Below are 24887 nucleotides of genomic sequence, written 5' to 3' on the forward strand. Positions count from 1 at the left end.
CCGACCCTGTCCGGTCAGACCTCGAAGTCGACCGCGACGCGCGACGCGACCACGGAGCGCACGTATCCGGTGACCTCGGTGTGCGCGGGATGCACCTGATACGCCTCCAGTTCGGCGACCGAGGGGAAGTCCGCGACGAGTGCGACGTCCCAGTTCGCATCGGCGTACAGAGTGTTCGCGCCGACCGAGATCGACAGCAGTCCGGGGACGACGCCGTCGAGCGCGTTCAGACGGCGAGCGATCTCCGCCGCGTGCGCCGCGCGCTCCTCGGCTCCCTCGGCGGCCAGCTTCCAGCTGACGACGTGACGGATGGTCATCGCGACTCCTTCGTGTCGGTCAGGGCGTCGGCGCGCACCGCGTCCTCGAGCGCGTCGCGCAGCCGGTCGGCCGAGAGGCGCCAGTGGGCGTGGAGCTCGCCGTCGATGAGCACGACCGGGATCTTCTCCCACCAGAGGTCGAACAGCGCCGGGTCGTCGTGGATCGACGCCTCGACGATCTCGATGCGCTCGGCAGCGGCATCCGGCAGCTCGGCGACGACGGTGTCGATGATCTCCGACGCGACATCGCACAGGTGGCAGTCGGGCTTGCCGATGAGCGTCAGCGTCGTCACGCGGACGGCACCTCGACCTCGCGGCCCTGCGCGATCCACTCCCCCGTGCCGCCCTCGACGTTCGTGGCGTCGTAGCCGCGGCTCTCGAGCGCCTCGACCACACGCGCCGACCGTCCGCCCGCCTGGCAGATCACGTCGAACGCCTCGGACGGGAGCTCGCCGAGGCGGTCGCCGATCTCGGACATCGGGATGTTCACGGCGCCGGGGACGTGTCCCGCGGCGAACTCGTGCACCTCGCGCACATCGATGAGCGGGGTGTTCGAGCGCTCGGCGAGCTCGGTGACGGTGATCGACTTCATGGCTGCTCCTGCGACAGAGGGTCGGAATCGCGGCGGGAGACACAAAGCGCCCGTCCGGAGACAGGCGCTCGGTGTCTGGCCGCTTACTTCTTGTTGCGGCGCTGGTGGCGAGTCTTGCGAAGCAGCTTGCGGTGCTTCTTCTTCGCCATGCGCTTGCGGCGCTTCTTGATGACAGAACCCACGGAAACCTCACTAAGTCAGGGGCTGGGCGTCGCACAGTGCGGACACCCGGGTACGGGCACGGAAAATGCCTCGGATCATTCTAGCAAACCCGAGCGCGTGCGCCGGACGCGCTCACTCGTCGGTGCGATCCGTGACCATGAGGCGCCGGACGAGGGCGTGTCCACGGGCCGCTCGTCCGGGGTCAGCCCACGTCGGCGATCGGACGCTGCATGGCGTCGGCGACGGACGACTCCGGGACTCGGAAGCTCCGACCGAAGCGGATGGCGGGCAGCTCCCCAGCGTGCACCATCCGATACACCGTCATCTTCGACACGCGCATGAGCTCGGCGACCTCAGCCACCGTAAGGAACCGGACTTCTGGAACCTCGGGCATCCCACGTACCCCTTTCTCGATTGTGGACACACTCTATGTGCAAGCTGGGACGCGTGTAAACCCGCGTGACTCGTGTGATCAATGAGACCTCCGATCGACCGTCGGGTCGTCCGGCGGCCGGCGTCTCAGCCGGAGCATAGACGACGCCCCGGAGGCGCTCAGGATGGTCGATCAGACTGGCGGCACGACTCGACATGGCACCGTTCGAGTCCACGCGGACTGGGGTCCGCGCTTTCGCCCCCGACGACCTGCCCCCCGGATCGCCGGGGGCGAACTGCGTCGGTGCGGTCAGGCGCCGAGTCGCTTGAGCGCCGTCGCGACGACGTGCTTCGCGGACGCCGCGGCGCGGCCGACGACCTCGGCGGCGTGCGCGGCGCCGTCGGGCAGCGGCTGACCCGGGTAGTCGATGTCGGGGGCGTCGTCTCCGTAGGCGTCCATGAGGAACGGCACGAGCCAGTCGTCCACCGCTTCGAGCGGCGCGACGGCCAGACTGTAGAACCGGCGCTGACCGTCTTCACGGACGCTGACGAGCTCCGCCTCGCGCAGCACCTTGAGGTGCTTGGACACCGTGGGCTGGCTGATCCCGAGATCGGCGACGATCTGGCTCACGCTGGTGCCGGCCTCACCTTCGGTCGTGCGTCGCAGGAGGAGCTGGAGGATGTCTCGCCTCGTACCGTCTGCGATCACGTCGAAGATGTCCGTCATGTGATCAGGGTAGTCTCCCCCGGCACGGAGTACCATGACGAAGGCTCGGCGAACGGCGCCGCGCTGCCGGGATGCGGTGCACGGATCGAAGGGGGCTGCGATGTCGGGCATCGTGTCGCCCTCGTCACCCCGACAGCGGCTGGAGAACGCGGCGTCGTGGGGCAAGCACATCGTCACGTCGTCGCCTTCTCGCTTCGCGATCGTGATCTTCGCGCTCCTGATCCTCGTCTTCACGGTGCTGCTGTCGCTGCCGATCGCATCCGCGACGGGCACGGTCACTCCGCTCGCCGACGCGCTGTTCACCGCCGTGTCCACCATCTGCGTGACCGGTCTCTCCACCGTCGACATGGCGACGCACTGGTCCCCGTTCGGGCACGTCCTCATCTTCGTCGGCGTCAACATCGGCGCTCTCGGCGTCCTGACGCTGGCGTCGCTGATGGGGATGCTGATCTCCAAGCGTCTGGGGCTGCGCGCGAAGCTCATGGCCGCGGGCGACACCAACCCGCTCCGAGCCCACGGCGGCGTGGTCAACGAGAGTCAGACCGTGCGCCTGGGCGAGGTCGGTCAGCTGCTGACCACCGTCGCCGTCTCGGCCCTCATCATCGAGGGCGTCCTCGCGGTGCTCCTGTATCCGGCACTGGTGATGGCGGGCGTGGAACCCGTCGCGGCGCTGTGGGAGGCCCCGTATTTCGCGGCGATGGCCTTCACCAACACGGGATTCGCTCCGAACGCCGGCGGCGTGGCCGTCTTCGCGGACGACTACCTCGTGCTCTTCCTGCTGATGGTCGGCGTCTTCCTCGGCAGCATCGGCTTCCCCGTCATCTACACGCTCGCCAAGCACGTGTGGCACGTGAAGAAGTGGTCGCTGCACACCAAGCTGACCCTCGTCACCACGGTGCTGCTGTTCGTCCTCGGCGCGGCGGTCTTCCTCATCCTCGAGTACGACAACCCCAAGACCTTCGGATCGATGGATGCCGCCGACACCACCTTCCAGGCGTTCTTCCTGTCGGCGATGACCCGCTCGGGCGGATTCAACGTCATCGAGATGGACGACCTCAACGGCTCGTCGCTGCTCGCCGCGAGCATGCTGATGTTCGTCGGCGGCGGTTCGGCGTCGACCGCCGGCGGCATCAAGGTCACCACCCTCGCGGTGCTGGCCATCGCCGTGTGGTCGGAGGCGAAGGGACGTCAGTCGGTCGAGGCGTTCGGCCGCCGCATCCCCAGTGACGTGCAGCGCGTCGCGCTCAGCGTCGTGGCGTGGGGCGCGACCATCGTCGCCCTGTCGACCATCGTCATCGCCCAGATCACCAAGGGAGACATCAGTCGCGTGCTGTTCGACGTGATCTCCGCGTTCGCGACGGTGGGTCTCTCGACCGGACTCACGGCGGAGCTGCCTGACGCGGGCGCCTACGTGCTCGCCGCCACCATCTTCATGGGGCGCGTTGGTACAGTGACACTCGCAGCGGCGGTCGCCGCGACATCGCGAACGCAGTACTACTCACTGCCCGTGGAAAGGCCCATCGTTGGTTGAAGTCCTCCGGGGCGACGCTCCCGTCCTCGTCATCGGCCTCGGCCGGTTCGGTGCCGCGTGCGCGGGCGAGCTCGATCGCCTCGACCGCGAGGTGCTGGCGATCGACGACAACCTCGAGCTCGTGCAGAAGTGGTCCGACCGGGTGACGCACACCGTGCAGGCGGACGCGAAGAACATCGACGCCCTGCGCCAGATCGGCGCACAGGACTTCCAGGTCGCCGTGGTCGCGGTCGGCTCGTCGATCGAGGCCTCGGTGCTCATCACCGCGAACCTCGTCGACCTGAAGGTCCCGCAGATCTGGGCGAAGGCCGTCTCGCAGTCGCACGGCAAGATCCTCGCCCGCGTCGGAGCGAACCACGTCATCTATCCCGAGCGCGAGGCCGGTGAGCGCGTCGCGCACCTCGTCTCGGGCCGCATGCTCGACTTCATCCGCTTCGACGACGACTTCGTGCTCGCGAAGATGTACCCGCCGAAGTTCATCCGCGGCGTCGGCCTCAACGAATCCGGTGTGCGCAGCAAGTACAAGGTGACCGTCGTCGGGGTGAAGAGCCCGGGCAAGCCCTTCCGCTACGCGGAGGCCAACACCATCGTCACCAATCACGACCTGATCATCGTCTCCGGCACCAACAGCGACATCGAGCGGTTCGCGTCGCTCGACCGCTGATCGTCGCCGGGCCGCGATCGTCGAGCGGCGCCGTGGCGACGGACGTCGCGCCGACGGTGACGGATGCCGGGATCATTCCCCAGTCGCACGTCAGGCTCCGGCGGCGAGTTCCCGAGACCGCGCGAGCGCGGCCTCTGCGGCCTCGGCGAACGTGCGCTCGAGGTGCGCGGCCTGGAGGACGGCGATCGCTCGCTCGGTGGTGCCCTTCGGACTCGTCACCCTGCGGCGGAGCTCCTCCGGCTCCTCGCCCGACGCGTCGAGCAGCGCGGTCGCGCCGATGAAGGTCTGCTCGACCATGAGGCGGGCGTCGCCCTCGTCGAATCCCATGCCGACGGCGGCCTTGGTGAACTCCTCGATCAGGAGGAACACGTAAGCGGGTCCGGACCCGGAGATCGTGCCGAGCGCGTCGATCTGCGATTCGGGCACCTCGACCACGGCACCGACCGTCTCGAACAGGCGGCGCACGAGCGCCAGGTCGTCGGCGGATGCCGCGGCGCCGGTCGCGAGCCCCGTGACCGCCTTGCCGACCGTCGCCGGAGTGTTCGGCATCGAGCGGATCACGCGGGCGTCGGCGCCGAGGACCTCGGCGAACGTCGCGAGAGTCACCCCGGCCGCGAGGCTCACGACGATCGCGTCGGGGGCGAGCGCCGGCCCGATCTCGCGCAGCAGGTCGGGGACCATGGCCGGCTTCACCCCGACCAGGACGATGCGCGCGGAGCGCACGGCATCCGCGTTCCCTTCGGCGTTCTCCGACAGCGCGATGCTGGTGACGCCGTCGAGGTCGTGCAGCGCCTGAGCCTTCTCGGCCGTGCGATTGGTCGCGGTGATCCCCCCGTCGACGGGGATGCCGGAGGCGACGACGCCGCGGAGGATCGCGCCTCCCATCGAACCGGCACCGAGGAACGCGAGAGCAGGGAGCGAATCGGACATGTCGTCATCCTACGGCGGGCTCACCCGGTGCCGGCGGACGAGCGGATCTAGACTCGACGCATGAGTGCATCGGGCGGCAGCAAGGCGATCATCGCGGCATTCCTGGCCAACCTCGGCATCGCGCTGGCGAAGTTCGTCGCGTGGGCGCTGTCGGGCTCCGCGTCGATGCTCGCCGAGGCCATCCACTCCGTCGCCGACTCCGGCAATCAGCTGCTGCTCATGCTGGGCGGACGGAAGGCGAAGCGCGAGGCGGATCGGGCACACCCGTTCGGATACGGCCGCGAGCGCTACGTGTACGCGTTCGTCGTGTCGATCATCCTGTTCTCCGTCGGCGGCCTCTTCGCCATCTACGAAGGCGTCGACAAGCTGACCCATCCGCATGAGCTCGACGAGACCTGGTGGTGGCTGCCGATCGTCGTGCTCTTCGTGGCCATCGGTCTGGAGTCGTTCTCGCTGCGCACCGCCGTGCGTGAGAGCAACCTTGTGCGCGAGAAGGGGCAGTCGTGGGTGTCGTTCGTGCGCCGCGCCAAGGCGCCCGAGCTCCCGGTCGTGCTGCTCGAGGACGTCGGTGCGCTCACGGGTCTCTCGTTCGCCCTCCTCGGCGTCGGTCTCACCGTGATCACCGGTAATCCGGTCTTCGACGCCGTCGGCACGCTGATGATCGGCACGCTGCTCGTCCTCATCGCCATCGTGCTGGGCGTCGAGACGAAGAGCCTGGTCGTGGGCGAGGGCGCCACGCTCGCCGACCACGACCGCATCGTCGACGCGATCAACGCCGGCGACGAGATCGAGAAGATCATCCACATGAAGACCCTCTACCTGGGTCCCGACGAGCTCCTCGTCGCCGCGAAGATCGCCCTCAACGCCGACAAGCCGCTGCGCGAGGCAGCGGGCGACATCGATGCGATCGAGGCGCGGATCCGCGAGGCGCTCCCCATCGCCCGCGTCATCTACATCGAGCCGGACGTGTATCGCCCCTCGATCGATCCGGAGCCGTCGACCGACGTCTTCGTGCTGAAGTCCTCGGACTGACCCTCCTCGCGGTCAGCGCCGGGTCTCGAAGAACTCCCGGAGCAGCGCGGCGGACGCGTCCGCCTCCAGACCGCCGACGACCTCCGTGCGATACGGCAGACGGCGGTCGCGGAGCACGTCGTACATCGAGCCGGCGGCCCCGGCCTTGTCGTCCCACGCACCGAACACGACGCGGCCGACGCGCGCCTGCAGGATCGCGCCGGCGCACATGATGCAGGGCTCGAGCGTCACGACCAGGGTGTGACCGGCGAGGTTCCAGGAGCCGAGGGATGCCGCGGCGCCGCGCAGCGCCAGGACCTCGGCGTGGCCGGTCGGGTCGTGGGTGAGCTCTCGGTCGTTGCGCCCCTCGGCGACGATGCGGCCCTCCGGGTCCAGCACCACCGCGCCGACCGGGATCTCGGACGCCGCTGCCGCGTCGGTCGCGAGCTCGAGCGCGCGGCGCATGGCGGCGAGGTCGGCGGCGGTCATGCGTCGAGCCTACGACAGCCGCTCCCTCCCCCTCATGGAGGAGCGACGCTCCGCCGCGCGGGGGATCCGCTCCGGCATCCGGCTTCGTACCGTGGAGTCATGGAACCTCTCGTCGTCATCCTCCTCGTGTCCCTCGGTCCCCTCCTCGCGTCGGCGGCCACCGCGATCATCGCGGCGAGGTCGAACGCGCAGTGGCGGGGGCGCAGGGCGGCGACGCTCGCCGCCCGCACGGCCGATGTCGTGCGCGAGCGTGCGGCGCATTAGCCTGTATCCATGCGTGTTCACGTCGCCGACCACCCCCTCGTCACCCACAAGCTCTCGGTGCTGCGCGACCAGCGCACCCCGTCGCCGGTCTTCCGGCAGCTGACCGAGGAGCTGGTGACCCTCCTTGCATACGAGGCGACGCGCAACGTGAAGGTCAGCCCGATCGAGATCACGACGCCGGTCACGACGACCATGGGCGTGAAGATCTCCGAACCGCGACCGATCGTCGTCCCGATCCTCCGCGCCGGACTCGGGATGCTGGAGGGCCTGGTCAAGCTCCTCCCGACCGCCGAGGTCGGATTCCTCGGCATGGTCCGCGACGAGGAGACCTTCGAGCCGACGACCTACGCCGAGCGGCTTCCCGAGGACCTGAGCGACCGTCAGTGCTTCGCGATCGATCCGATGCTGGCCACGGGAGGCTCCCTGGCCGTCGCCATCCAGTTCCTGTTCGACCGCGGCGCCAAGGACGTCACGGCGATCTGCCTGCTGGGCACTCCCGAGGGCCTCGCGGCGATCGAGGAGCTGGTCGGCGACCGCGATGTGACCATCGTGCTGGGCGCGCTTGACGAGCGGCTCAACGAGAAGGGCTACATCGTCCCCGGTCTCGGCGACGCCGGCGACCGCCTCTACGGCACCGTCTGACCGTCAGACGCCGCGCGGCGTCCCCCGATCGGACGCGCTCTCGTCGAGCAGCGCCACGCCGAAACCGGCCACGACATCACGCACTTCGGCGAGGTAACGCTGCGCCTGCTCGGTGAGCGGGATGGCCGTGCGTCCCACCCATCCGATCTCGATGCGCTCGTCGACGTCGAGCGGCACGGCGACGATCTCGGGGTCGAGGTCGTCGCTGATGATGCCCGTCGAGATCGTGTAGCCGTCGAGGCCGATCATGAGATTGAAGATCGTCGCTCGATCGGAGACGCGGATCTCCTGCGCGCTCGAGAGGGTCGAGAGGATCTCCTCCGCGAAGTAGAACGAGTTGTTCGCGCCCTGGTCGAACGTGAGCCGCGGCAGGCCGACGAGATCGTCGAGGGTCGCCCGACGCCGAGAGGCCAACGGGTTGCGGCGGGAGATGAAGATGTGCGGCTCCGCGATGAAGAGCGGGTGGAAGGCGAGGCCGGAATCGCGCAGCAGCTTGTCGATCACGTTGCGGTTGAAGTCGTTGCGGAAGAGGATGCCGAGTTCGCTGCGCAGCGTGCGCACGTCCTCGATGATGTCCCACGTCCGGGTCTCCCGCAGCGAGAACTCGTACTCCGCCGCGCTCGTGGCCCTGACCATGCGGACGAACGCGTCGACCGCGAACGAGTAGTGCTGCGTCGAGACCCCGAGGAGGCGACGTGACGGGGGCCGCCCGAGGTAGCGCTGCTCGAGGAGGTCGGCCTGCTCGACGACCTGCCTGGCGTACCCGAGGAACTCGATGCCGTCGGTGGTGAGCGTGACCCCGCGGGCCGAGCGGGTCAGGAGGTCGCGTCCTACCCGGCTCTCGAGGTCCTTCATTGCGGCGGACATCGTGGGCTGCGCCACGTAGAGCACGTCGGCCGCGGCAGTGATGGAGCCCTCGGCGGCGACCTCGATAAAGTACTGGAGCTGCTGCAGCGTGATGCCGCTCGGTCGTCGAGCCATAGGCGAATGCTATAACACCGCATAGTGGAGCCGAATTACCCGATGACCCGCGGATGACTGCACGATGAGATCACCGCTTCATCGAGGCCGCATGGGCCTCTCCCCTCCCGGATTGGCCCCTCATGGCGAACGAGATCACGTTCAGCATCACCACCACGCGCTTCGACGAGGACTACGCGCCGTCGGACAGTTCTCGGATCACGACGAACTTCGCGAACCTCGCCCGAGGCGAGCACCGCCAGCAGAACCTCCGAAACGCGCTGTCGATGATCGACCGCAGGTTCAACGAGCTCGCACACGTCGACAACCCCGACGCCGACCGCTACACGGTGGAGCTCGACATCGTCTCCGTGCAGCTGCGCTTCGCGGATGGCGCGGACGAGGACCTTCCCGTCATCGAGGTGCTCGACATCCACATCGTCGATCGCGAGACCGGCGAGCGCCATCGGGGGATCGTGGGGAACAACTTCTCGTCGTACCTCCGCGACTACGACTTCAGCGTCGTGCTCCCCGCTGCGAACGCCTCCGGGGCTCCGTTCACGACCCCCGACGACTTCGGAGTGCTGCACGGCAAGCTCTTCCAGCACTTCCTCGAGTCCGAAGCGTATCGGGAGCGGTTCCCGTCGGCACCCGTGATCTGCATCAGCGTCTCCACCAGCCGGACGTACAGCCGCACGGGCGAGCGCCACCCCGTGCTCGGTGTCGAGTACGTGCAGGACGCCTTCTCGCTCACCGACGAGTACTTCGGGAAGATGGGCCTGCAGGTGCGCTACTTCATGCCGGAGGGCAGCGTCGCACCGCTCGCCTTCTACTTCCGCGGCGATCTCCTGAGCGACTACTCCGATCTGCAGCTCATCGGCACCATCAGCACGATGGAGACGTTCCAGAAGATCTACCGCCCTGAGATCTACAACGCGACGGCGGTCGCCGACAGCGTCTACCGCCCCACGCTCGAGAAGCAGGACTACGAGCGGACGGAGATCACCTACGACCGTGAGGAGCGGAGCCGACTCGCCGTCACGCAGGGGCGCTACGCCGAGGAGCACTTCGTCACGCCGCATCGCCGCGTGCTGGATCAGTGGGCCGCCTCCTACCCGGCGCCGGTCCGATGACCGCTCTGTCACCGACGCCCCTGGCACAGACCGCTGTGCAGGCGCTGCTGCCCACCGCCATCGTCGGCAGTCTGCCGAAGCCCGCCTGGTTGGCGCGGCCCGAGGTGCTCTGGTCTCCGTGGGAGCTGCAGGGCGACGCTCTCGTCGAGGGCAAGCAGGATGCTCTGCGCGCCGCCGTGCAGGAGCAGCGTCGACGGGGGATCGACATCATCAGCGACGGCGAGCAGACTCGTCAGCACTTCGTCACGACCTTCATCGAGCATCTCGACGGCGTCGACTTCGAGAACCGTGAGACCGTCCGCATCCGCGACCGCTACGACGCGAGCGTGCCGACCGTCGTGGGAGCCGTGAGCCGCCGCGCGCCTGTCTTCGTCGAGGATGCGGCCTTCCTGCGTCAGCTGACCGACCGGCCGATCAAGTGGGCTCTGCCCGGCCCGATGACCATGATCGACACGCTCTCCGATCGCCACTATCGCAGCCGCGAGAAGCTCGCGTGGGAGTTCGCGACGATCCTCAATCAGGAGGCGAAGGAGCTCGAGGCCGCGGGCGTCGACATCATCCAGTTCGACGAGCCCGCGTTCAACGTGTTCTTCGACGAGATGAAGGACTGGGGTGTGGCAGCCCTCGAACGGGCGGCCGAGGGGCTGCGCGCCGAGACCGTGGTCCACATCTGTTACGGCTACGGGATCAAGGCGAACAACGACTGGAAGGCCACGCTCGGTGCGGAGTGGCGACAGTACGAGGAGTCGTTCCCGCTGCTCCAGCGGTCGTCCATCGACACCGTCTCACTCGAGAGCCACCATTCGCATGTGCCGCTCGACCTCATCGAGCTCATCCGCGGCAAGAGGGTGATGCTCGGCGCCATCGACGTGGCGAGCGAGACCATCGAGACGCCGGAGGAGGTCGCCGACACCCTGCGCCGCGCGCTGCGGTTCGTGGACGCCGACCTGCTCATCCCGAGCTCGAACTGCGGAATGGCTCCGCTGCCGCGAAAGGTCGCCCTCGAGAAGATGAGTGCACTGTCGGCAGGGGCGCGCATCGTCCGCGAGGAGCTCCGCGGCGCCTGACGCTGTCAGACGGTCAGGCGATAGCCCCGCTCGTCGCCGTAGTGGGTGAATCCTGCTCTCGCGAGGATCGGGGCCGACGTCGCGGTCCGCCCCTTCACGAGCGCCGTCGTCGCCCCGAGGGAGGCGCTCACGCGCAGCCGCTCAGCGAGCACCGCACGGTAGGCGCCGCGTCGGCGAGCATCCTCGAGCGTCGCGGCGCCCCACAGTCGGGTGAAGCCGTCGACGATCGTGCACCCGCCGGTGCTGACGGCCCGTCCGTCGAGGCGCGCGAGCACACGGACCTGCGTCCCGGCGGCGAGCGCCGACGTGACCTCATCGAGCTCGACCCGAAGACCGTCGTCGTCGAGGGGCTGCTGCCTCCATACCGGCACGTTGATCGCTTCGACCTCACGGACGTGATCGAGCGTGCGCACGACCTCGACCCGGACATGCGGCGGGACGTCGACCGTCGCACCGTCGAGCGGGCGCGCGAAGACCGCGACCGTGTCGATGTGCTCGGCTCCGCGTCGTCGGAGCTCGCCCTCGAGATCGGGTCGATCCGACGCGTTGGTCCAGAAGCGCAGCTCGCTCTCCCCCCAGGCCCTCGTGCGATCGATGGCGTGGTCGAGGACGATGGCCGCATCGGCATCGGCATCGGAGTCGACCTGCGACCCTCGCACCCCGCCGCCGAACCGAGCGGGATACCGCACCAGCTGAAGGAGGCTCTTCTCCTGCTCGCTGTCGCGCGGGAACCACACCCAGGCCGCCGATGCGCGCAGGATGTCGTCGGTCGTATGCATGGGCGCTCCCTCTCAGCTCGCCGCGCCCACGAGGCGGGCGAAGGCGCTGAGCCGCGCGACTCCCTCAGGGGTGCGGGGAAGGTCGTCGAGCAGGGCCGGCGAGTGGATCAAGTACGCGGCGACCTGTGCCCGCGAGATCGCGACGTTGAGCCGGTTCTCCAGAAGCAGGAACTCGGGCCCGCGCGGGGCGTCGCGTCCGCTCGACGCCGCGAGGGTGGTGATGGACACCACCGCCTCCTTCCCCTGGAAGTTGTCGACCGTGCCGACGGGGACATCGGGGAACCCCGCTGCAAGGAGCGCGTCATGGACGAACTGACGCTGCGCGTTGTAGGGAGCGACGACGATGATGTCGCTCTGGCCGAGAGGCCGCACCGTGGCATCCGGATCGTTGTCCGTGAAGGCGCGCCCGACCAGGTCGCGCACGATCGCCACCACCTGCGCTGCCTCTTCGGGCGACTGCGTGGCATTGCCGCGGTGGCGCAGCGGCACGACGTGCAGCCCCGGATCGATGCCCTCGAGCGACCGGAGTTCGGTGCCGGGCGCCGACGCGAGGCGCCCCGCGTAGGCGAGCGTCGACACGGGCGCGGCGACGAACGGATGCATGCGCCACGATCGCGCCAGGAAGTACCCGTACTCGGGCCGGATGACGGCGTCCCCGTCCATGACCCATCCGAGCGCCGAGGTGTCGACGGGCTCGGGATGCGCTCCCTGACTGACCTGCGGCAGCTGCTGCGGATCGCCGAGCAGCAGCAGTCGGCGGGCGCCCGCGGCGACCGCGATGGTCGAGGCGAGCGAGAACTGGCCCGCCTCGTCGATCACGAGCAGGTCGAGGCCGCCGCGGTCGACGCGGGTCGTGTTGCTGAAGTCCCAGGCGGTTCCGCCGACGACCGCGCCGTGCGGGGAGTGCTCGCCCAGGAAGGACGCCATGCCGTTCTTGGGGATCACCGTGTACGACGGGTCGGACGAGGGATCCTTCGGAGCTTTTCCGACCTGGGCGGCCGGGACCCCGTCGGCGACGACGCGCTCGAGCAGATTCTCGATGATCGCGTGCGACTGCGCGACGACGCCGACGGTGAACCCGTGGTCCCTGACCAGACGGGCGATCACCTGCGAGCCGGTATACGTCTTCCCGGTTCCGGGTGGCCCCTGGACCGCGAGATAGCTGCGGTCCAGGTCGAGTATCCCTCGCACGATCGCATCGATCGCGTCGTCGCCGCCGGCGGGCAGCGGGCTCCCCGAGAGCGTGCGCGGCGGCACGCGACGGAGGATGTCCGTGGCGGCGTCGCGGGGGAACTCCGGTGCCGCCGCGTGGACCGCGTCAGCCCACTCGTCGATCGCGCCCTGCAGCGAGACGACACGTGGGGGCGCCGCCGGCGTGAGCGCGAGCGGCAGCTCGTCCCACGTCTGCCCCTGGACGGCGGTCTCCGTGACGAGGTACCCATCGTCGAGCACCTCGGCGATCGTGACGGAATGCGGCACGTGGACGGCTCTCGACGGCACCTCGGTGTCGAACGGCGCCGGGAAGGGATAGAGCGCGAACGGCTGCGCGCCGACGCCGAGCGTGGTGCCCGGAGACACCTCGCCGCGGATCTCGACGTCTCGCGACAGGACACGGCGCCCCTCCCCCACGCTCCAGTCACGCCGCACGGTCGAGGTCGCGTGATCCACCCGCACCACGTCGCGAGTGCCGTCCCACATGGTGACCGGCTCGCGGAGCCGCTGGAAATGCGACACCCAGAAGCTCTTGGCTTCACGGGGGAAGTAGTCGATCGCCGCGGCCGCGATGCGATGGACCTGCCCGTCCGCCCCCGCCTCGACGGCCTGCGCCGCGTCGGCGAGCAGCGCCACCGACCGCGGTGACGGCTCGTAGATCACGGCATCGGCCTCGTCGGGCGGCGCCGGGTTCACGCCCTCCGTGCGCGCGATCTCGATGAGCCAATTGCGCAGCCGTCTCGTCGACACGCAGTCGTACCGGTTGTAGTCCGCGAGATCGGCCAGCACCGCGTCGGCCTCGGCCTGCTCTCCCGCCGCAGCGAGCTCCCGCGCCGCGACGTACTGCACGATCGAGTCGTCGCCCTTCTGCACGTCGCTCGTGCGGACGTCCTCGCCCATGTACAACGGCTCGAGCTTCTTGATCGAATACGACCTCGACCCGACGCGCACCGTTCGCAGCACCAGCGGGTAGAGGTCGACGAACACGCCCTCGCGCAGCAATCGATCGATCTCGCCCTCGCGCACCCCATGGCGGGCGGCCATCGCCACGAGGTGCGAGGTCTCGTAGGGGGCGTAGTGGTAGATGTGCATGCCCGGATGCGCCGCTCGGCGCACCTTCACGAAGTCGAGGAATCGCTCGAAGGCCACACGCTCCGCGGCGAAGTCGTGCGCCCAGATCGCGGAGTACTGGTCGGCGTTGTCGACCCAGCCGAAGAGGTAGTCGATCCCCCAGTGCGCATGGCCGTCCGGGGCGGGCTCGGTATAGAGAGGGTCCCCCTCGAAGTCGAAGAAGATGTCGCCGTGACTCGGCACGGGCAGCGTGTGGATCGCCGCCGCGTAGTGCACGTCGTACGTGGGCGCGCCGTCGGCATCCGCTCGGAGCTGCAGCTGCGCCTGCGCGCGCAGGTTCTCGAAGGTGTCGGTGTTCATGCCCTCGGGCGCATCCGTCGCCGCGGCCAGCGCGTCGATCGTCTCGATGCCCGCCGCGCGCAGCCGGGCGCGCTGCACAGGGCGCATCCGCGCCACCATGAGCAGATCGCGATGCGCGATCACCTGCTCCTCGCACGTCGCGCAGCGTCCGCAGGCGACGATCTCGAGGTCTCCTCGATCGTCTCCCCACGCCAGCGCCGCGTCGGCGGACGGGTCGTCGATGCGGCGGTCGGCGATGAGCGCTCGGAGACGGGCGCGCCTGACCTGGAACAGCGGGAGCAGGTCGTCGACGGCGTGGGTGCTGACCGACCCGTCGCCGAGGATGAGATCCACCTCATCGGAGCGCGGGATGCCGAGACGATCGAGCTGATCGACGTATGCCGCCAGCTGCATGAGCGCGGTCACGCGGGCCTTGCGGGCGAGCTTGGAATCCTGCACGCGCCACCGGCCGTCGTCGTCGCGCCGAAGGAAATCGGCGAAGCCGACGAATTCGGGCGTGGCGAACGCCGCCTGGAACACGATCAGAGCGTCGGACTGGAGCGCCCGCAGGGTCTCCTCGACGGCTGCGGCGAGTGCGTCGGCGTCGACGGATGAGACCTTCGCGACGCGGTGCACGCGGTCGTCGCCGAGGTCGGCCGTGTAACGCGCCAGCACGTTCTGCTCGTGGACGTCGCCGAGCAGAGCCGCGCGCGCGAGAGTCGCATCCTCGGGCTCCTCGACAGCGGGCACACGCCCCAGCTTCGCGTCGATCGCCCGACACCAGGCGAATTCGCATTCGGCGGCCGCCTTGAGGTCGCTGGCGCTCCAGATGACGCGCTGCGCCTGGGTGTCGATCCGCACGATTCTCCCATTCCCTCGGATGCTTCGACACTAGCCGTGGCATCCGACACGGGATCACCGCGAAGACGTCGTCAGCGCCACCACGTGTCGTCGGGAGTGACCGGGAGGTTGCGCTTGTGCTGCGTGGCGAGATACCGCGACTCGATGCGTCCCGCGACCTCCGGATCGACCGGACGCCCCTCGAGGAAGTCGTCGATCTGCTCGTAGGTCAGCCCCAGCTCGTCCTCGTCGGCGCGGCCGGGCTGGTCGTCGAGCAGATCGGCGGTCGGCACCTTGTACGCGAGCTGGTCGGGCGCGTCGAGCAGCAGCAGGAGTGAGCGTCCCTGGCGCTTCGTCAGGCCCGCGAGCGGAAGGACGTCGGCGGCACCGTCGCCGAACTTCGTGTAGAAGCCCGTGACCGCCTCTGCGGCGTGATCCGTGCCGATCACGAGCAGACTGTCGTGACCGGCGAGCGCGTACTGCGTCACCATGCGCAGGCGCGCCTTGATGTTGCCGCGGTTGAAGTCGCTGATGTCGCTCGTGACGGCGAACTCGATGTCCGCCTCGACGCCGTCGACACCGTTCTGGATGTTGACCTCGACCGACGAATCGGGGGCGATGAACTCGAGCGCTGCCTGCGCGTCCGCAGCGTCCTTCTGCACCCGGTACGGCAGACGGACCGCAAGGAACGTCGCGTCACCACCCTCCGAGCGCACCCGCTCGACCGCGAGCTGCGCGAGCCGACCCGCGAGCGTCGAGTCCTGTCCGCCGGAGATGCCGAGCACGAAGCCCTTGGCGCCGGTGGTGCGGAGGTAGTCGGCGAGGAATCCGACGCGGCGCTCCACCTCGGCCTCGGGATCGATGTCGGCCTTCACGCCGAGCGCTTCAGAGATCTGCTGCTGCAGGGACACGTGTTCCTCCGGTCTACTCGACGTCAGTATCCTCCCCCAGTGTTACATCGGGATGACGGCGGCCGCAGGCGCTTGACTTCGCGGCGCCGGATCCACCTGGCAAGATGACGGGGTGAGACTTCTCGTCGCCGCGATGGCATCCGAACTCCAGGCGTTCCCGGCCGAGCTCGAGGGATTCGACCAGCTCGTCACCGGCGAGGGCAAGATGCAGGCCGTGTACGCGCTCACCCGCGCGCTGGACGCGAAGCAGTACTCCGAGGTCGTGGTCGTCGGGACCGCCGGCGGCATCGACCCGCAGCTCGAGGCGACCGTGCACGAGATCGGCAGCGCGCTGCAGCATGACGTGTTCGACCTCGACGGCGTGCCCGGGCAGCACGTGTCCCTGCCCGCCCGCGTGTCCACCGGCCGGGAGGGCGTGCTGATCGCCACCGGTGACAGCTTCGTGGGCGACGCCGGGATCACCGCCGTCATCCGTCCGTCCGGCGCGGGGCTCGTCGACATGGAGACCTACGCGTACATCTGGGTCGCCGAGCAGTTCGGCGTGCCCATCCGCGCATTCCGTGCGATCTCGGACCGCGCCGAGGACGGCGCGCTCGTCGACTTCCGCGAGGCGATCGCGCGCTGCAGCATCCAGCTGCGCGAGGTGATCCGCCGCGAATACGGCGTCTGAGCCGCCCCGTACGAAGCGCACGTCTCGCGCGACGGCATCCGCGGCCGCGTCGGGATCGTCCGGATCACCGGGATCGGAGCCGCTCGGCCGTCGCCGGCGATCGCCGTAGGAGACCGTCAGCGCGCCTCGATGATGCTCGGCCCCTCCGACGTCGCGCGCACCCGGAGCTGCGCGGGGATCTGCTCCTGCATCGCGTCGACGTGGCTGATGACTCCGACGGTACGACCGCCCTGCCGCAGCTCGTCGAGCGTGCGCATCGCGACCTCGAGCGTGTCGCCGTCGAGGGAGCCGAAGCCCTCGTCGATGAACAGCGTGTCGAGGCGGATGCCGCCGGTTCGCGCCGTGACGACCTCCGCCAGTCCCAGCGCGAGAGCCAGCGAGCTGAGGAACGTCTCCCCTCCGGAGAGCGATTGAGCGGGACGGGTCTGACCGGTGAACGCGTCGTAGACCACGATGCCGAGCCCTGACGCGGCTCCCCTCGCGGCGAGGGCGTCGGAGTGCCTCAGCTGGTACCGACCCGTCGACATGTCCTCCAGACGACGGTTGGCTGCGTCGACGATCTCCTCGAGCTCCGCGGCGAGCACGAACGTCTCGAGCGTCATCTTGCGGGTGTTGGCTCCGCGACCCGCGATCGTCTCGGCCAGCGCCCGCAGCGTCTCGAAGTCTGCGGCCTCGACCGCCGTGCGGGCATGCTCGTCGGCGGCGGCCGCGATCGACGCGGCGAGCTGCTCGGCGACGCCCGTGGCACGGCTGGCGGCATCCACCGCTCGCGACCAGCTCTCGCGCGCGACGAGTGCCGTCTGCTCCGCGGGCTCGAGGTCGATCGCCTCCTCGGGCAGCGTGCGCAGCTCAAGGTCGAACAGGATCGCGCGTTCCTTCTCCCGTTGGACGGCGTGCCGACTGATGCGCGATTCGAGCACCGCCTGATCCGCGGCGGGACGGAGCGCGGCCTCGACCGCCTCGGCGCTGTCGAACGCCGAGTCCGCGAGCGCCTGCTGCACGTCCGCCGCAGCGACCGCGGCGGCCTCTTCGGAGCGCTCCCGAGCGGAGATCGCGTCGATGAGGGCGGTCGCCGCACGGATCTCGTCGACCTCAGCAGCCCGTCGGGCGGCGACGGAATCGAAGGATCCGCGCGCGTCCACGACGATCGACAGCGCATCGGCGATCCGACGGTCGAGCACGGCGTGCGACTGGCGAGCCGCAGCGACCGCAGCGACCGCGCCGTCGCGATCGTCGTCGAGGTGACGGATCCGCTCCGTCAACGCCGCGATCTCCTCGTCCAGCGTCGTCAGTCGGGATGCCGAGGCCTCGGCCGCGGCGAGGTCGTCGACGGCGGAGGCCGCCTCCCGCTCGGCGGCGGCGACCTCTCTGCCGTCGGCCCTGCTGACCGCGGCGGCGAATTCGGCGCGTACCGCGGACACGCGCTCCGCCGCCTCGCGTTCGATCCGCGCGGCGCTGTCGCGCAGCGCCTCCGCGGCCTCGACGTCGTCGGCGGAGACAGGATCGGTGTGCGAGGCGAGGGCCGGGTGCTCGTGCGATCCGCAGACGGGACATGCGCTGCCCTCCTCCAGTCCCGAGGCGAGTTCGCCGGCGAAGCCGTCGAGACGACGCTGCCGCAGGACGGCGAGAGCCGACTGAGCGTCGGCCAGAATCGTCGTGGCATCGACGAGCAGACGATCCGCCGCCGTGCGCTCGCTCTGGAGCTCGACGACCTGTCGGGCCGCCGCGAGGCGGGCGGACGCCGCTTCCCGCGCGCGCGCCAGGTCTTCCGCCCGATCCGCGCGCCGCCGGGTGTCGTCACGCTCGGCGACGAGCTGATCGAGCTGTCCGGGAAGGGACGAGCGCTGCGCGTCCGTCGCATCGAGCTGCTCCACTGCCGCCTCGACGGCTGCCGCGGCCAGGGCGAGCTCGGCACGTATGGCGGGCATCGATGTCTCGAGCTCTTCGGCGTGCTCCCACGCACCGAGCTGACGGGTGCGGTCGGTCACCCACGACACCAGGTCGTCCGTGCCGACATCGACGCCCCGCTCCTCCCAGGCGACACGGGCGCGCGACTCGGCCGCTCTCGCATCGTCGCGCACCGTCGCCGCTCTGGCGGCCAGGGCGATCGGAGAGCGCACCGTCTCCGCGGCGCGTGCGGCGTCCCATTCCGCGCGGGCGTCAGCGATGAGCGGCGCCTCGGCATCCAACTGCGCGAGCGCGGCACGCGCCCGATCGCGTTCGGTCTGCGCGCGCTGATCGTCGCGCAGCGATGCGAGGGCCGCGTCCGCCGCGGTCAGCAGCTCCTCAGCATCGACGCGCTCCGCGGCGCGCCGCTCCGCCCGGTAGTCGGCGCGCGCCAGGGCACGCCGCAGCGAGTCGAGACGCTCGTCGGTCGTCAGGGCCGAACGCGTCGTCACCGCGTCGTCCGCGCCCGCAGCGCCGTCGTCCTCTGCGCCGCCGGACGCGTCGGAGCCGAGATCGTTCGCCGCGACCAGCCGCTCCCCCTCGTCGAGGCGAGCGGACACCGTCGCGAGACGCGTGCCCAGCGCCTGCTCCGCCTTCCTGCGCCGCTCGTCGAAGCGCGCCTGGACGTCTTCGAACCTCTCGGTGCCGAACAGCCTGCGCAGCAGCGCCTGCCGCTCCCTGCTGCCGGCCAGGAGGAACTCCGAGAAGCGGTTCTGCGCGAGCAGGATGACCTGGAGGAACTGCTCTCGACTCAGCTGGAGGATCTCGTCGAGCTCGTGCGCCGCTTCCCGCTCCTTGGCCGCGAGGCCGACCCACTCCCCGCCGACGAGCGCGTCGAGCTGCACCGCCGAGGCCTGGACGGTCAGCCCGCCACCCCGCTTCTTCGGACGCTCGTACTCCGGTGACCGGGTGACCCGGTAGCGACCGCCCGGCGTGCTGAACTCGACCAGGACCTCGGTCGCGTCCTCGGGCTCGCAGTGATCGCTGCGCAGGCGCTTGTCGCCGCCCTCGTATCGGGGCACGCCGCCGTACAGCGCGAAGCAGACGGCATCGAGGATGCTCGACTTCCCGGCGCCGGTGCGCCCCGCGATCAGGAAGATGCCGTCGTCGGCGAAGGCGTCGAAATCGACCACCTGGCGCTCACGGAAGGGGCCGAATCCCTCGACCTCGAGTCGGTGCAGCTGCATCAGGTCATCGTCTCCCTGGGCGGAGAATCGCGGTGGCGCGCCATCGCGAGGTCAGACCAGGGCCTCGGCGCGCACGCGGTCCTCGAGCACCTCGCGGATCAGGTCGTCCTCGCGCTCGGTCGGCCCGTGGCCCGATCGCACGTGCTCGAGGAACGCGCCGATGCGCTCGGTGTCGGTCACGGCTCCCCTCAGCCGATCCGTGTAGGAGCGCTCGGAGCGCTCGAGGGAGTCTGCGGGCTGGTGCTGCACCATGGCGCAGTGCGGATACCGCTCGCGCAGACGGCGCATCGGCTCGGTCTGGGCGAGCGGATCGGTGTAGACGGCGCACACCCAGTCGTCTGCGTGCGCCGCGACGTTCTCGGCCGACAGGATCTCGTCGAGCTCACCGGTCAGGGTGACCAGCCGACGCGGCACCGGCAGGTCGAGCCACTCGACGGCGGACAGACCCGAGGCGTCGAGGTCGACGAGCCAGGACCCGCGGGGCTTGTCCTGCTCGCCGAAGCTGTAATGCAGCGGAGCGCCCGAGTACCGCACCCGATCGCTGACCCGCTGACGACCGTGGATGTGGCCGAGGGCGACATAGTCCGGACCGTCGAAGACGCTGAGCGGCACGACATCGAGTCCGCCCTGACGCACCTCGCGCTCGAGTCCGATCGTCGCGTCGACGCCGGCGGCGAAGCAGTGGGCGATGGCGACCGATCGCCCGCCGTTCTCGCGCATGCCCGTGCGCACGAGCTCCATGGCGTGCGCGAGCGTCTGCGCCTGCGTCCGCAGCTCGACACCGCCCCAGTGCTGGCGAACGATCGCCGGCTCGAGGTACGGGACGCCGTAGAAGTGCACCGGTCCGTCGTCGTCGCCGAGCGTCACGGGCGTGCCGATCGCGAGCGGATCGGTGAGCACGTGGATGCCCTCTCGGAGCAGTCGCGACTGGAAGCCGAGGCGTGCGGCCGAGTCGTGGTTGCCGCTCGTCACGATGACGCGCGCGCCCGCCTCGTGGATGCCGACCAGCGCGTCGCTCAGCAGCGTGTACGCGGCGCCGGCCGGAGTGGCCGAGTCGAACACGTCGCCCGCGACGATCACGACATCGACAGCGTTCTCGCGCACCTGCGCCGTGAGCGCGCCGAGGACCTCGGCCAGCGCGTCCATGGTCGAGTTGCCATGGAAGGTGCGGCCGATGTGCCAGTCGGAGGTGTGCAGGATTCGCATACTCACACGGTACGAAGGACCACGGACATTCGGCCCGAGGCGTGCCGCGGGCGCTCGGTCCTCGCGTCGATGACGGGTCCGACGCGCGGCGGCGGGAGAGCGGGAGGTCCCCTGACCCACCCTCATCGCGACGATCGACACACGGTGATGCTCGGTGCGCCGTGCACTGTCACCTGTGCGGCGTGCGGGGCTGCGCGATACGTGATCGGGGCTGCCCTCCGCCCCACAGGTGCCGGATATGCCCCTCCGGCTGGGGTCGTGCCCGCCTCGTCGCGACTACCGACTCCCGCTCTCCTCCTCCAGATCCCTCGTCCAGTTGGCCTGTTGGATCCTGTTGTCCAGCTCCCGCAGCTCCTGAGCGGTCGCGTCCGCTCTGGCGCGAAGCTGCGCCACGGGCAGCGCGGACAGCTGACGCAGCTCGGAGCGCATCTGCCGGAAGCCCGGATTCGCCGCACCGGATGCCGCCGCCGCGGCATCCGCCAGCAGGGAGTGCTGCAGCCGCAGGACGTCGCGGGTCGCCAGGGCATCGGTCATCGTGCCGTCAGGTCCCATGTCGAGGCGCGCGTTGGTCGCGTTGATGCGGCGGATCAGGTCGCGCAGCCGCGCCAGGTACGACTCCGCCTCGGCCAGGAGCGCGGCGGCGTCCTCCGAGGGCTCCTCGCCCTCCTGATAGCGGGCATTCGCGGTGATGCGCGCTCGGAGCTGCTCGATGCGCCGCTGCAGATCGGCGCGTGCGGTCAGGGCCTCGGCGAGTCTCATGCCCTCATCCTCGCAGGCGAGGCGCGTAACACGGCGTCACACGCGACGGATTCACCGTGAGCGCAGCAGCGATGCGTGCTCGGGGTGCGCCGCGAACCAGTCGGCGACGTACCAGCAGACGGCGGCGACGCTGCGGTCGCCCCTCGCCTCGATCTCGGCGACCGCTCCCTCGACGACCGTCCCGGCGTAGCCGTGGCCCCGGAAAGTCGGGACCGTGAAGGCTCTGGTGAGCGCGATCGTGCGGCCGTCGTCGCGGTAGTCCAGCACGCTGACGAGCTGACCGTCGCGCGTGAGCGTGTACCGCGACGCGTCCTTCTCATCGGTGAGGATGAAACCGGAGCCGAGGGTCGAAGGGGTCACGCGACCACGTTACGCCCGCGCTGCGGGACGGGGGCCGTTTTGACACGCCCGGACTTCTTCGGACATAATCGCCCCCATGACTACCAACGCAAGCCCTTTGTCCGCCCAGGAGGCGAACAGGACTGCCGGGATGATGATGCCCGGTCGCGTTGGCATGTGTTGCCGAATGTGTCGCTGAACGAACAGCCACCCCGCCTGACCTGATCACCGCTATCTGCGGATCGGCGTCTCCGAGCATCCACCCTTGCTCGCTTACCGGCTCGCCCGGTCATTCATGCAACGCATCCGAGCCCCTACGGCTCTCGTCCTGAGGACTTCATCATCATGTCGAACACCGCACTTCTCGAGCGTCCCGTCGCCGCCTCCGCCGTCCGCACCGCTCCCGCACAGGCCGACTCCGCGCCTCTCGCCGCCGACCTCCCCGCCGTCCGATCGCCGCGCGGCTTCGCGCTCTACGTCGGACTCGACGAGATCAAGGCGGCTGAGGCCGGCGTGAGCCTTCCGCTCCTCGTCGACGCCCTGCGCCGCACCCTCGCCGAGCTGGCGCCGGGTGCAGAGACCCATGCCACCGTGGCCCTCGCGCCGCACGGCTCCGGCGGACGCGATCTCGACGTCGTACGGCTCGCGCTGCAGGAGCCCGGCGCGATCGCCCGCACCAAGGCCGCCGCCGAGGAGGAGACCACCGACGAGGAGGGCGGCGTCGTCGTCGACATCTCCCGCAAGCGGGTGCTCATCGACGGCGAATCGGCCGCCTTCACCTACAAGGAGTTCGAGCTCCTGCAGTACCTCGTGCTCCGCGAGGGACGGACGATCGAGCGCAGCGAGCTCGTCTCGGCGCTGTGGCAGGCCCAGGACGACGAGACACCTGGCGAGCGCACGATCGACGTGCACGTCCGCCGCCTGCGCGCCAAGCTCGGCCGCTACGAGGACATCGTCCGGACGGTGCGCGGAATCGGCTACCGCTTCGACCGGCACGCCGACGTCGTGATCCGCTACGGCCACGGCACCCCCTCGCCTGACCGCTTCTGATCGGAATGTCAGGCCCATCGCCTACGGTGGGCGCATGACCCTGACCGCGGATGCCGGAGCTGCCGACGCAGCGCCGGTCGGCGCTCCCCTGCGCACGGTCTACCGCCCCGCGAAGCCCCTCGACCTGCGGCGCTCGGTGGGCATGCTGCGCCGAGGCCCCGGCGATCCCACCATGGTCATCGATGGCGCCGTGATCTGGCGCACGCTGCGCACGCCGCAGGGACCGGCGACGCTGGCGCTCCGCGCGGTCGCCGGCGAGGTCCTCGTGAGCGCCTGGGGCCCCGGAGCGGAGTCCGCCCTCGAACGCGTGCCCGCGCTCTGCGGGGCTGAGGACGACGACGAGGGCTTCGATCCCTCTCTCCACCCCCTCATCGCGGACACCGCGCGCCGCACTCCCGGCATCCGACTGGCACGCACCGACGAGGTCTTCGACGCCCTCGCGTGCGCCATCATCGAGCAGAAGGTCACCGGGCTCGAGGCGTTCCGGGCCTGGCGACAGCTGGTGACGAAGTTCGGGCGACGGGCGCCGGGGCCGACGCCTCGACCGATGTACACCGCGCCGACCGCCGACGAATGGCGGCGCATCCCGTCCTGGGACTGGCACCGCGTGGCCGTGCAGCCGCCGCAGTCGAAGACGATCGTGCGCGTCGCCGAGCGAGCCGCGAGCATCTCCCGGGCGCTGCTCGCCGCGACCACCGGCGACGATCGCGACCGCATCCTGACGAGCTTCCCCGGAGTGGGCCTGTGGACGTCGGCCGAGACACGGCTCCGCGCGCTCGGCGACCCCGACGCCGTCAGCGTCGGCGACTACCACCTGGCGCACGAGGTGGGTCACGCCCTCACCGGCCACCGCACGGACGACGACGGGATGCTCGAGCTCCTCGCCGCGTGGGCCGGGCACCGTCAGCGCGTCATCCGCCTGATCTTCGCCAGCGGCGTGAGCGAGGCACGGCGCGGCCCGAGGTTCTCGCCGGAGGATCATCGCGGCCGCTGACGGATCGGCGCCTCCACCCTGTCGACGCGGCGCTCTATGCTGAGGCCATGTCCCGCAACGCTCTCCGCTTCTCCGTCACGGCGGGCCTGCTCGTGCTGGGGATCATCATCGGCCTGATCTTCCAGAACGTGTGGCTCGGCATCCTGCTCGCCGCGATCGTGTGGCTCGGCTGGTTCCTGGGCTACGAATCGCGCCGCGGCCGGAACGCGGGGGTCAATGACGAGGACAGGGGCATCGAGCTCTGACCCGCCCGCACCGGCGTCAGTAGTACACGGCGAGCGATCCTGTCGGTCCCACCCACCCTGCCTCCACGAACATCGGATCGGCGAGGTTGTCCCCCATCCATGGGATGTCGGTATACAGCGAGCCCTTCCGGGTAGTGGCCCGCGAGACAGTGGCACGATGACAGGGTGCACCTCATGAACGATGCGCAGATCTGGACGATGATCGGCGCCTTCACCGCTCTGATGCTCGGCATGCTCACCGTCGTCTCGACACTGTTCGTCCGGGTCGTCCGCGCCGAGATCGGCGGCCTGCGCGGCGAGATGAACGCGCAGATCGGCGGCCTGCGCGGCGAGATGAATGCGCGCTTCGAGGCTGTGGACGCGCGGTTCGACGCGGTGGACGCGAGATTCGATGCCGTGAACACGCGGATCGATGCGCTCGACCGTGATGTCCAGGCGGTCGTCGATCGCTCGTTCCGTCGCGAGCGGGACTGAGCG

Annotated in this window: 28 protein-coding genes; 12 read left to right on the forward strand and 16 right to left on the reverse strand. The window is 69.8% G+C overall.

Translation table 11 applies throughout. From position 1 onward, the window contains the following. Window positions 1–14 precede the first annotated feature (14 nt). The 6 genes from A4X16_RS14555 to A4X16_RS14575 all read right to left on the reverse strand — a co-directional run bounded on the left by A4X16_RS14555 (window position 15) and on the right by A4X16_RS14575 (window position 2170). Entirely contained in the window at window positions 15–317 is a 303-nt protein-coding gene (locus A4X16_RS14555; RefSeq protein WP_067121729.1) for a Dabb family protein, read from the reverse strand. Then, window positions 314–610, reverse strand: a complete 297-nt coding sequence (locus A4X16_RS14560; RefSeq protein ID WP_067121730.1) for a glutaredoxin family protein — start codon at window positions 608–610, stop codon at window positions 314–316. The genes A4X16_RS14555 and A4X16_RS14560 overlap by 4 nt, the downstream gene beginning before the upstream one ends. Continuing rightward, window positions 607–909: a rhodanese-like domain-containing protein gene (locus A4X16_RS14565; protein WP_067121737.1), complete on the reverse strand. Its 303-nt coding sequence runs from the start codon at window positions 907–909 to the stop codon at window positions 607–609. Before A4X16_RS14565 ends, A4X16_RS14560 begins: the two co-directional genes overlap by 4 nt. An 83-nt stretch (window positions 910–992) precedes the next feature. Further along, window positions 993–1091 carry a 30S ribosomal protein bS22 gene (locus A4X16_RS17580; RefSeq protein WP_003792170.1) on the reverse strand — a complete coding sequence of 33 codons (99 nt, stop codon included), beginning with the start codon at window positions 1089–1091 and terminating at the stop codon, window positions 993–995. A gap of 182 nt (window positions 1092–1273) precedes the next feature. After that, window positions 1274–1465, reverse strand: coding sequence for a helix-turn-helix domain-containing protein (locus tag A4X16_RS14570; protein WP_067121740.1), 192 nt, complete (start codon window positions 1463–1465; stop codon window positions 1274–1276). Between the two features lie 288 nt (window positions 1466–1753). Next, window positions 1754–2170 carry an ArsR/SmtB family transcription factor gene (locus A4X16_RS14575; protein WP_067121743.1) on the reverse strand — a complete coding sequence of 139 codons (417 nt, stop codon included), beginning with the start codon at window positions 2168–2170 and terminating at the stop codon, window positions 1754–1756. A gap of 100 nt (window positions 2171–2270) precedes the next feature. Between A4X16_RS14575 and A4X16_RS14580 the strand changes: the two genes are divergently transcribed. Together A4X16_RS14580 and A4X16_RS14585 are read left to right on the forward strand one after the other, a co-directional pair. Continuing rightward, window positions 2271–3701 carry a TrkH family potassium uptake protein gene (locus A4X16_RS14580; protein ID WP_067121746.1) on the forward strand — a complete coding sequence of 477 codons (1431 nt, stop codon included), beginning with the start codon at window positions 2271–2273 and terminating at the stop codon, window positions 3699–3701. Continuing rightward, entirely contained in the window at window positions 3694–4365 is a 672-nt protein-coding gene (locus A4X16_RS14585) for a potassium channel family protein (protein WP_050721759.1), read from the forward strand. Before A4X16_RS14580 ends, A4X16_RS14585 begins: the two co-directional genes overlap by 8 nt. 90 nt (window positions 4366–4455) lie before the next feature. Here A4X16_RS14585 and proC read toward each other — a convergent pair whose 3' ends face one another. Continuing rightward, window positions 4456–5295, reverse strand: coding sequence for a pyrroline-5-carboxylate reductase (gene proC / locus A4X16_RS14590; RefSeq protein WP_067121749.1), 840 nt, complete (start codon window positions 5293–5295; stop codon window positions 4456–4458). A 60-nt stretch (window positions 5296–5355) separates the two neighbouring features. Here proC and A4X16_RS14595 point away from each other — a divergent pair, with 60 nt between their 5' ends. After that, the gene (locus A4X16_RS14595; protein ID WP_067121752.1) at window positions 5356–6327 is read left to right on the forward strand and encodes a cation diffusion facilitator family transporter; all 972 of its coding nucleotides are present in this window, start codon (window positions 5356–5358) and stop codon (window positions 6325–6327) included. Window positions 6328–6339: 12 nt separating this feature from the next. On the opposite strand, the gene tadA is transcribed toward A4X16_RS14595, so the two are convergent. After that, complete coding sequence (tadA, locus tag A4X16_RS14600) at window positions 6340–6795, reverse strand: tRNA adenosine(34) deaminase TadA (RefSeq protein WP_067121756.1); 456 nt, start codon at window positions 6793–6795, stop codon at window positions 6340–6342. 99 nt (window positions 6796–6894) lie between these two features. Here tadA and A4X16_RS17905 point away from each other — a divergent pair, with 99 nt between their 5' ends. Beyond that, a complete protein-coding gene (locus A4X16_RS17905; protein ID WP_157560218.1) occupies window positions 6895–7059 on the forward strand; it encodes a hypothetical protein in 165 nt (54 codons plus the stop codon). A gap of 9 nt (window positions 7060–7068) precedes the next feature. Beyond that, complete coding sequence (upp, locus tag A4X16_RS14605) at window positions 7069–7701, forward strand: uracil phosphoribosyltransferase (RefSeq protein WP_067121759.1); 633 nt, start codon at window positions 7069–7071, stop codon at window positions 7699–7701. Between the two features lie 3 nt (window positions 7702–7704). On the opposite strand, the gene A4X16_RS14610 is transcribed toward upp, so the two are convergent. Next, window positions 7705–8682, reverse strand: coding sequence for a LysR family transcriptional regulator (locus A4X16_RS14610; RefSeq protein ID WP_067121762.1), 978 nt, complete (start codon window positions 8680–8682; stop codon window positions 7705–7707). 122 nt (window positions 8683–8804) lie between these two features. Here A4X16_RS14610 and A4X16_RS14615 point away from each other — a divergent pair, with 122 nt between their 5' ends. Together A4X16_RS14615 and A4X16_RS14620 are read left to right on the forward strand one after the other, a co-directional pair. Then, window positions 8805–9794, forward strand: coding sequence for a putative oxygenase MesX (locus tag A4X16_RS14615; protein ID WP_067121765.1), 990 nt, complete (start codon window positions 8805–8807; stop codon window positions 9792–9794). Window positions 9795–9829: 35 nt separating this feature from the next. Next, window positions 9830–10861, forward strand: a complete 1032-nt coding sequence (locus A4X16_RS14620; protein ID WP_157560226.1) for a methionine synthase — start codon at window positions 9830–9832, stop codon at window positions 10859–10861. A gap of 5 nt (window positions 10862–10866) precedes the next feature. Here the strand turns inward: A4X16_RS14620 and A4X16_RS14625 are convergent, their stop codons facing one another. The 3 genes from A4X16_RS14625 to nadE form a co-directional block, all read right to left on the reverse strand. Next, entirely contained in the window at window positions 10867–11640 is a 774-nt protein-coding gene (locus tag A4X16_RS14625; RefSeq protein ID WP_067121768.1) for a hypothetical protein, read from the reverse strand. Window positions 11641–11652: 12 nt separating this feature from the next. Further along, window positions 11653–15123, reverse strand: a complete 3471-nt coding sequence (locus A4X16_RS14630; RefSeq protein ID WP_067121771.1) for a TM0106 family RecB-like putative nuclease — start codon at window positions 15121–15123, stop codon at window positions 11653–11655. A 71-nt stretch (window positions 15124–15194) separates the two neighbouring features. Continuing rightward, window positions 15195–16013, reverse strand: coding sequence for an ammonia-dependent NAD(+) synthetase (gene nadE / locus A4X16_RS14635; RefSeq protein ID WP_067121774.1), 819 nt, complete (start codon window positions 16011–16013; stop codon window positions 15195–15197). A 112-nt stretch (window positions 16014–16125) separates the two neighbouring features. Here nadE and A4X16_RS14640 point away from each other — a divergent pair, with 112 nt between their 5' ends. Further along, window positions 16126–16683: a phosphorylase family protein gene (locus A4X16_RS14640; protein ID WP_067121778.1), complete on the forward strand. Its 558-nt coding sequence runs from the start codon at window positions 16126–16128 to the stop codon at window positions 16681–16683. Between the two features lie 116 nt (window positions 16684–16799). On the opposite strand, the gene A4X16_RS14645 is transcribed toward A4X16_RS14640, so the two are convergent. The 4 genes from A4X16_RS14645 to A4X16_RS14660 form a co-directional block, all read right to left on the reverse strand. Then, a complete protein-coding gene (locus tag A4X16_RS14645) occupies window positions 16800–19817 on the reverse strand; it encodes an AAA family ATPase (RefSeq protein ID WP_067121780.1) in 3018 nt (1005 codons plus the stop codon). A gap of 51 nt (window positions 19818–19868) precedes the next feature. Beyond that, entirely contained in the window at window positions 19869–21023 is a 1155-nt protein-coding gene (locus tag A4X16_RS14650) for an exonuclease SbcCD subunit D (RefSeq protein WP_067121783.1), read from the reverse strand. A 276-nt stretch (window positions 21024–21299) separates the two neighbouring features. Then, the gene (locus A4X16_RS14655) at window positions 21300–21782 is read right to left on the reverse strand and encodes a DIP1984 family protein (protein ID WP_067121788.1); all 483 of its coding nucleotides are present in this window, start codon (window positions 21780–21782) and stop codon (window positions 21300–21302) included. 51 nt (window positions 21783–21833) lie between these two features. Continuing rightward, window positions 21834–22142, reverse strand: a complete 309-nt coding sequence (locus A4X16_RS14660) for a GNAT family N-acetyltransferase (protein ID WP_067121790.1) — start codon at window positions 22140–22142, stop codon at window positions 21834–21836. A gap of 324 nt (window positions 22143–22466) precedes the next feature. Between A4X16_RS14660 and A4X16_RS14665 the strand changes: the two genes are divergently transcribed. The 4 genes from A4X16_RS14665 (at window position 22467) to A4X16_RS14680 (ending at window position 24884) form a co-directional block, all read left to right on the forward strand. Beyond that, entirely contained in the window at window positions 22467–23171 is a 705-nt protein-coding gene (locus A4X16_RS14665) for a winged helix-turn-helix domain-containing protein (RefSeq protein WP_067121793.1), read from the forward strand. Window positions 23172–23205: 34 nt separating this feature from the next. Further along, the gene (locus A4X16_RS14670) at window positions 23206–24165 is read left to right on the forward strand and encodes a DNA-3-methyladenine glycosylase family protein (RefSeq protein ID WP_067121796.1); all 960 of its coding nucleotides are present in this window, start codon (window positions 23206–23208) and stop codon (window positions 24163–24165) included. 47 nt (window positions 24166–24212) lie between these two features. Next, window positions 24213–24410, forward strand: coding sequence for a hypothetical protein (locus A4X16_RS14675; protein WP_067121800.1), 198 nt, complete (start codon window positions 24213–24215; stop codon window positions 24408–24410). 174 nt (window positions 24411–24584) lie between these two features. Then, window positions 24585–24884 carry a hypothetical protein gene (locus tag A4X16_RS14680; protein WP_067121892.1) on the forward strand — a complete coding sequence of 100 codons (300 nt, stop codon included), beginning with the start codon at window positions 24585–24587 and terminating at the stop codon, window positions 24882–24884. Window positions 24885–24887 lie beyond the last annotated feature (3 nt).

Source organism: Microbacterium sp. H83 (genome assembly GCF_001650405.1).
In the GTDB taxonomy this organism is placed as follows: domain Bacteria; phylum Actinomycetota; class Actinomycetes; order Actinomycetales; family Microbacteriaceae; genus Microbacterium.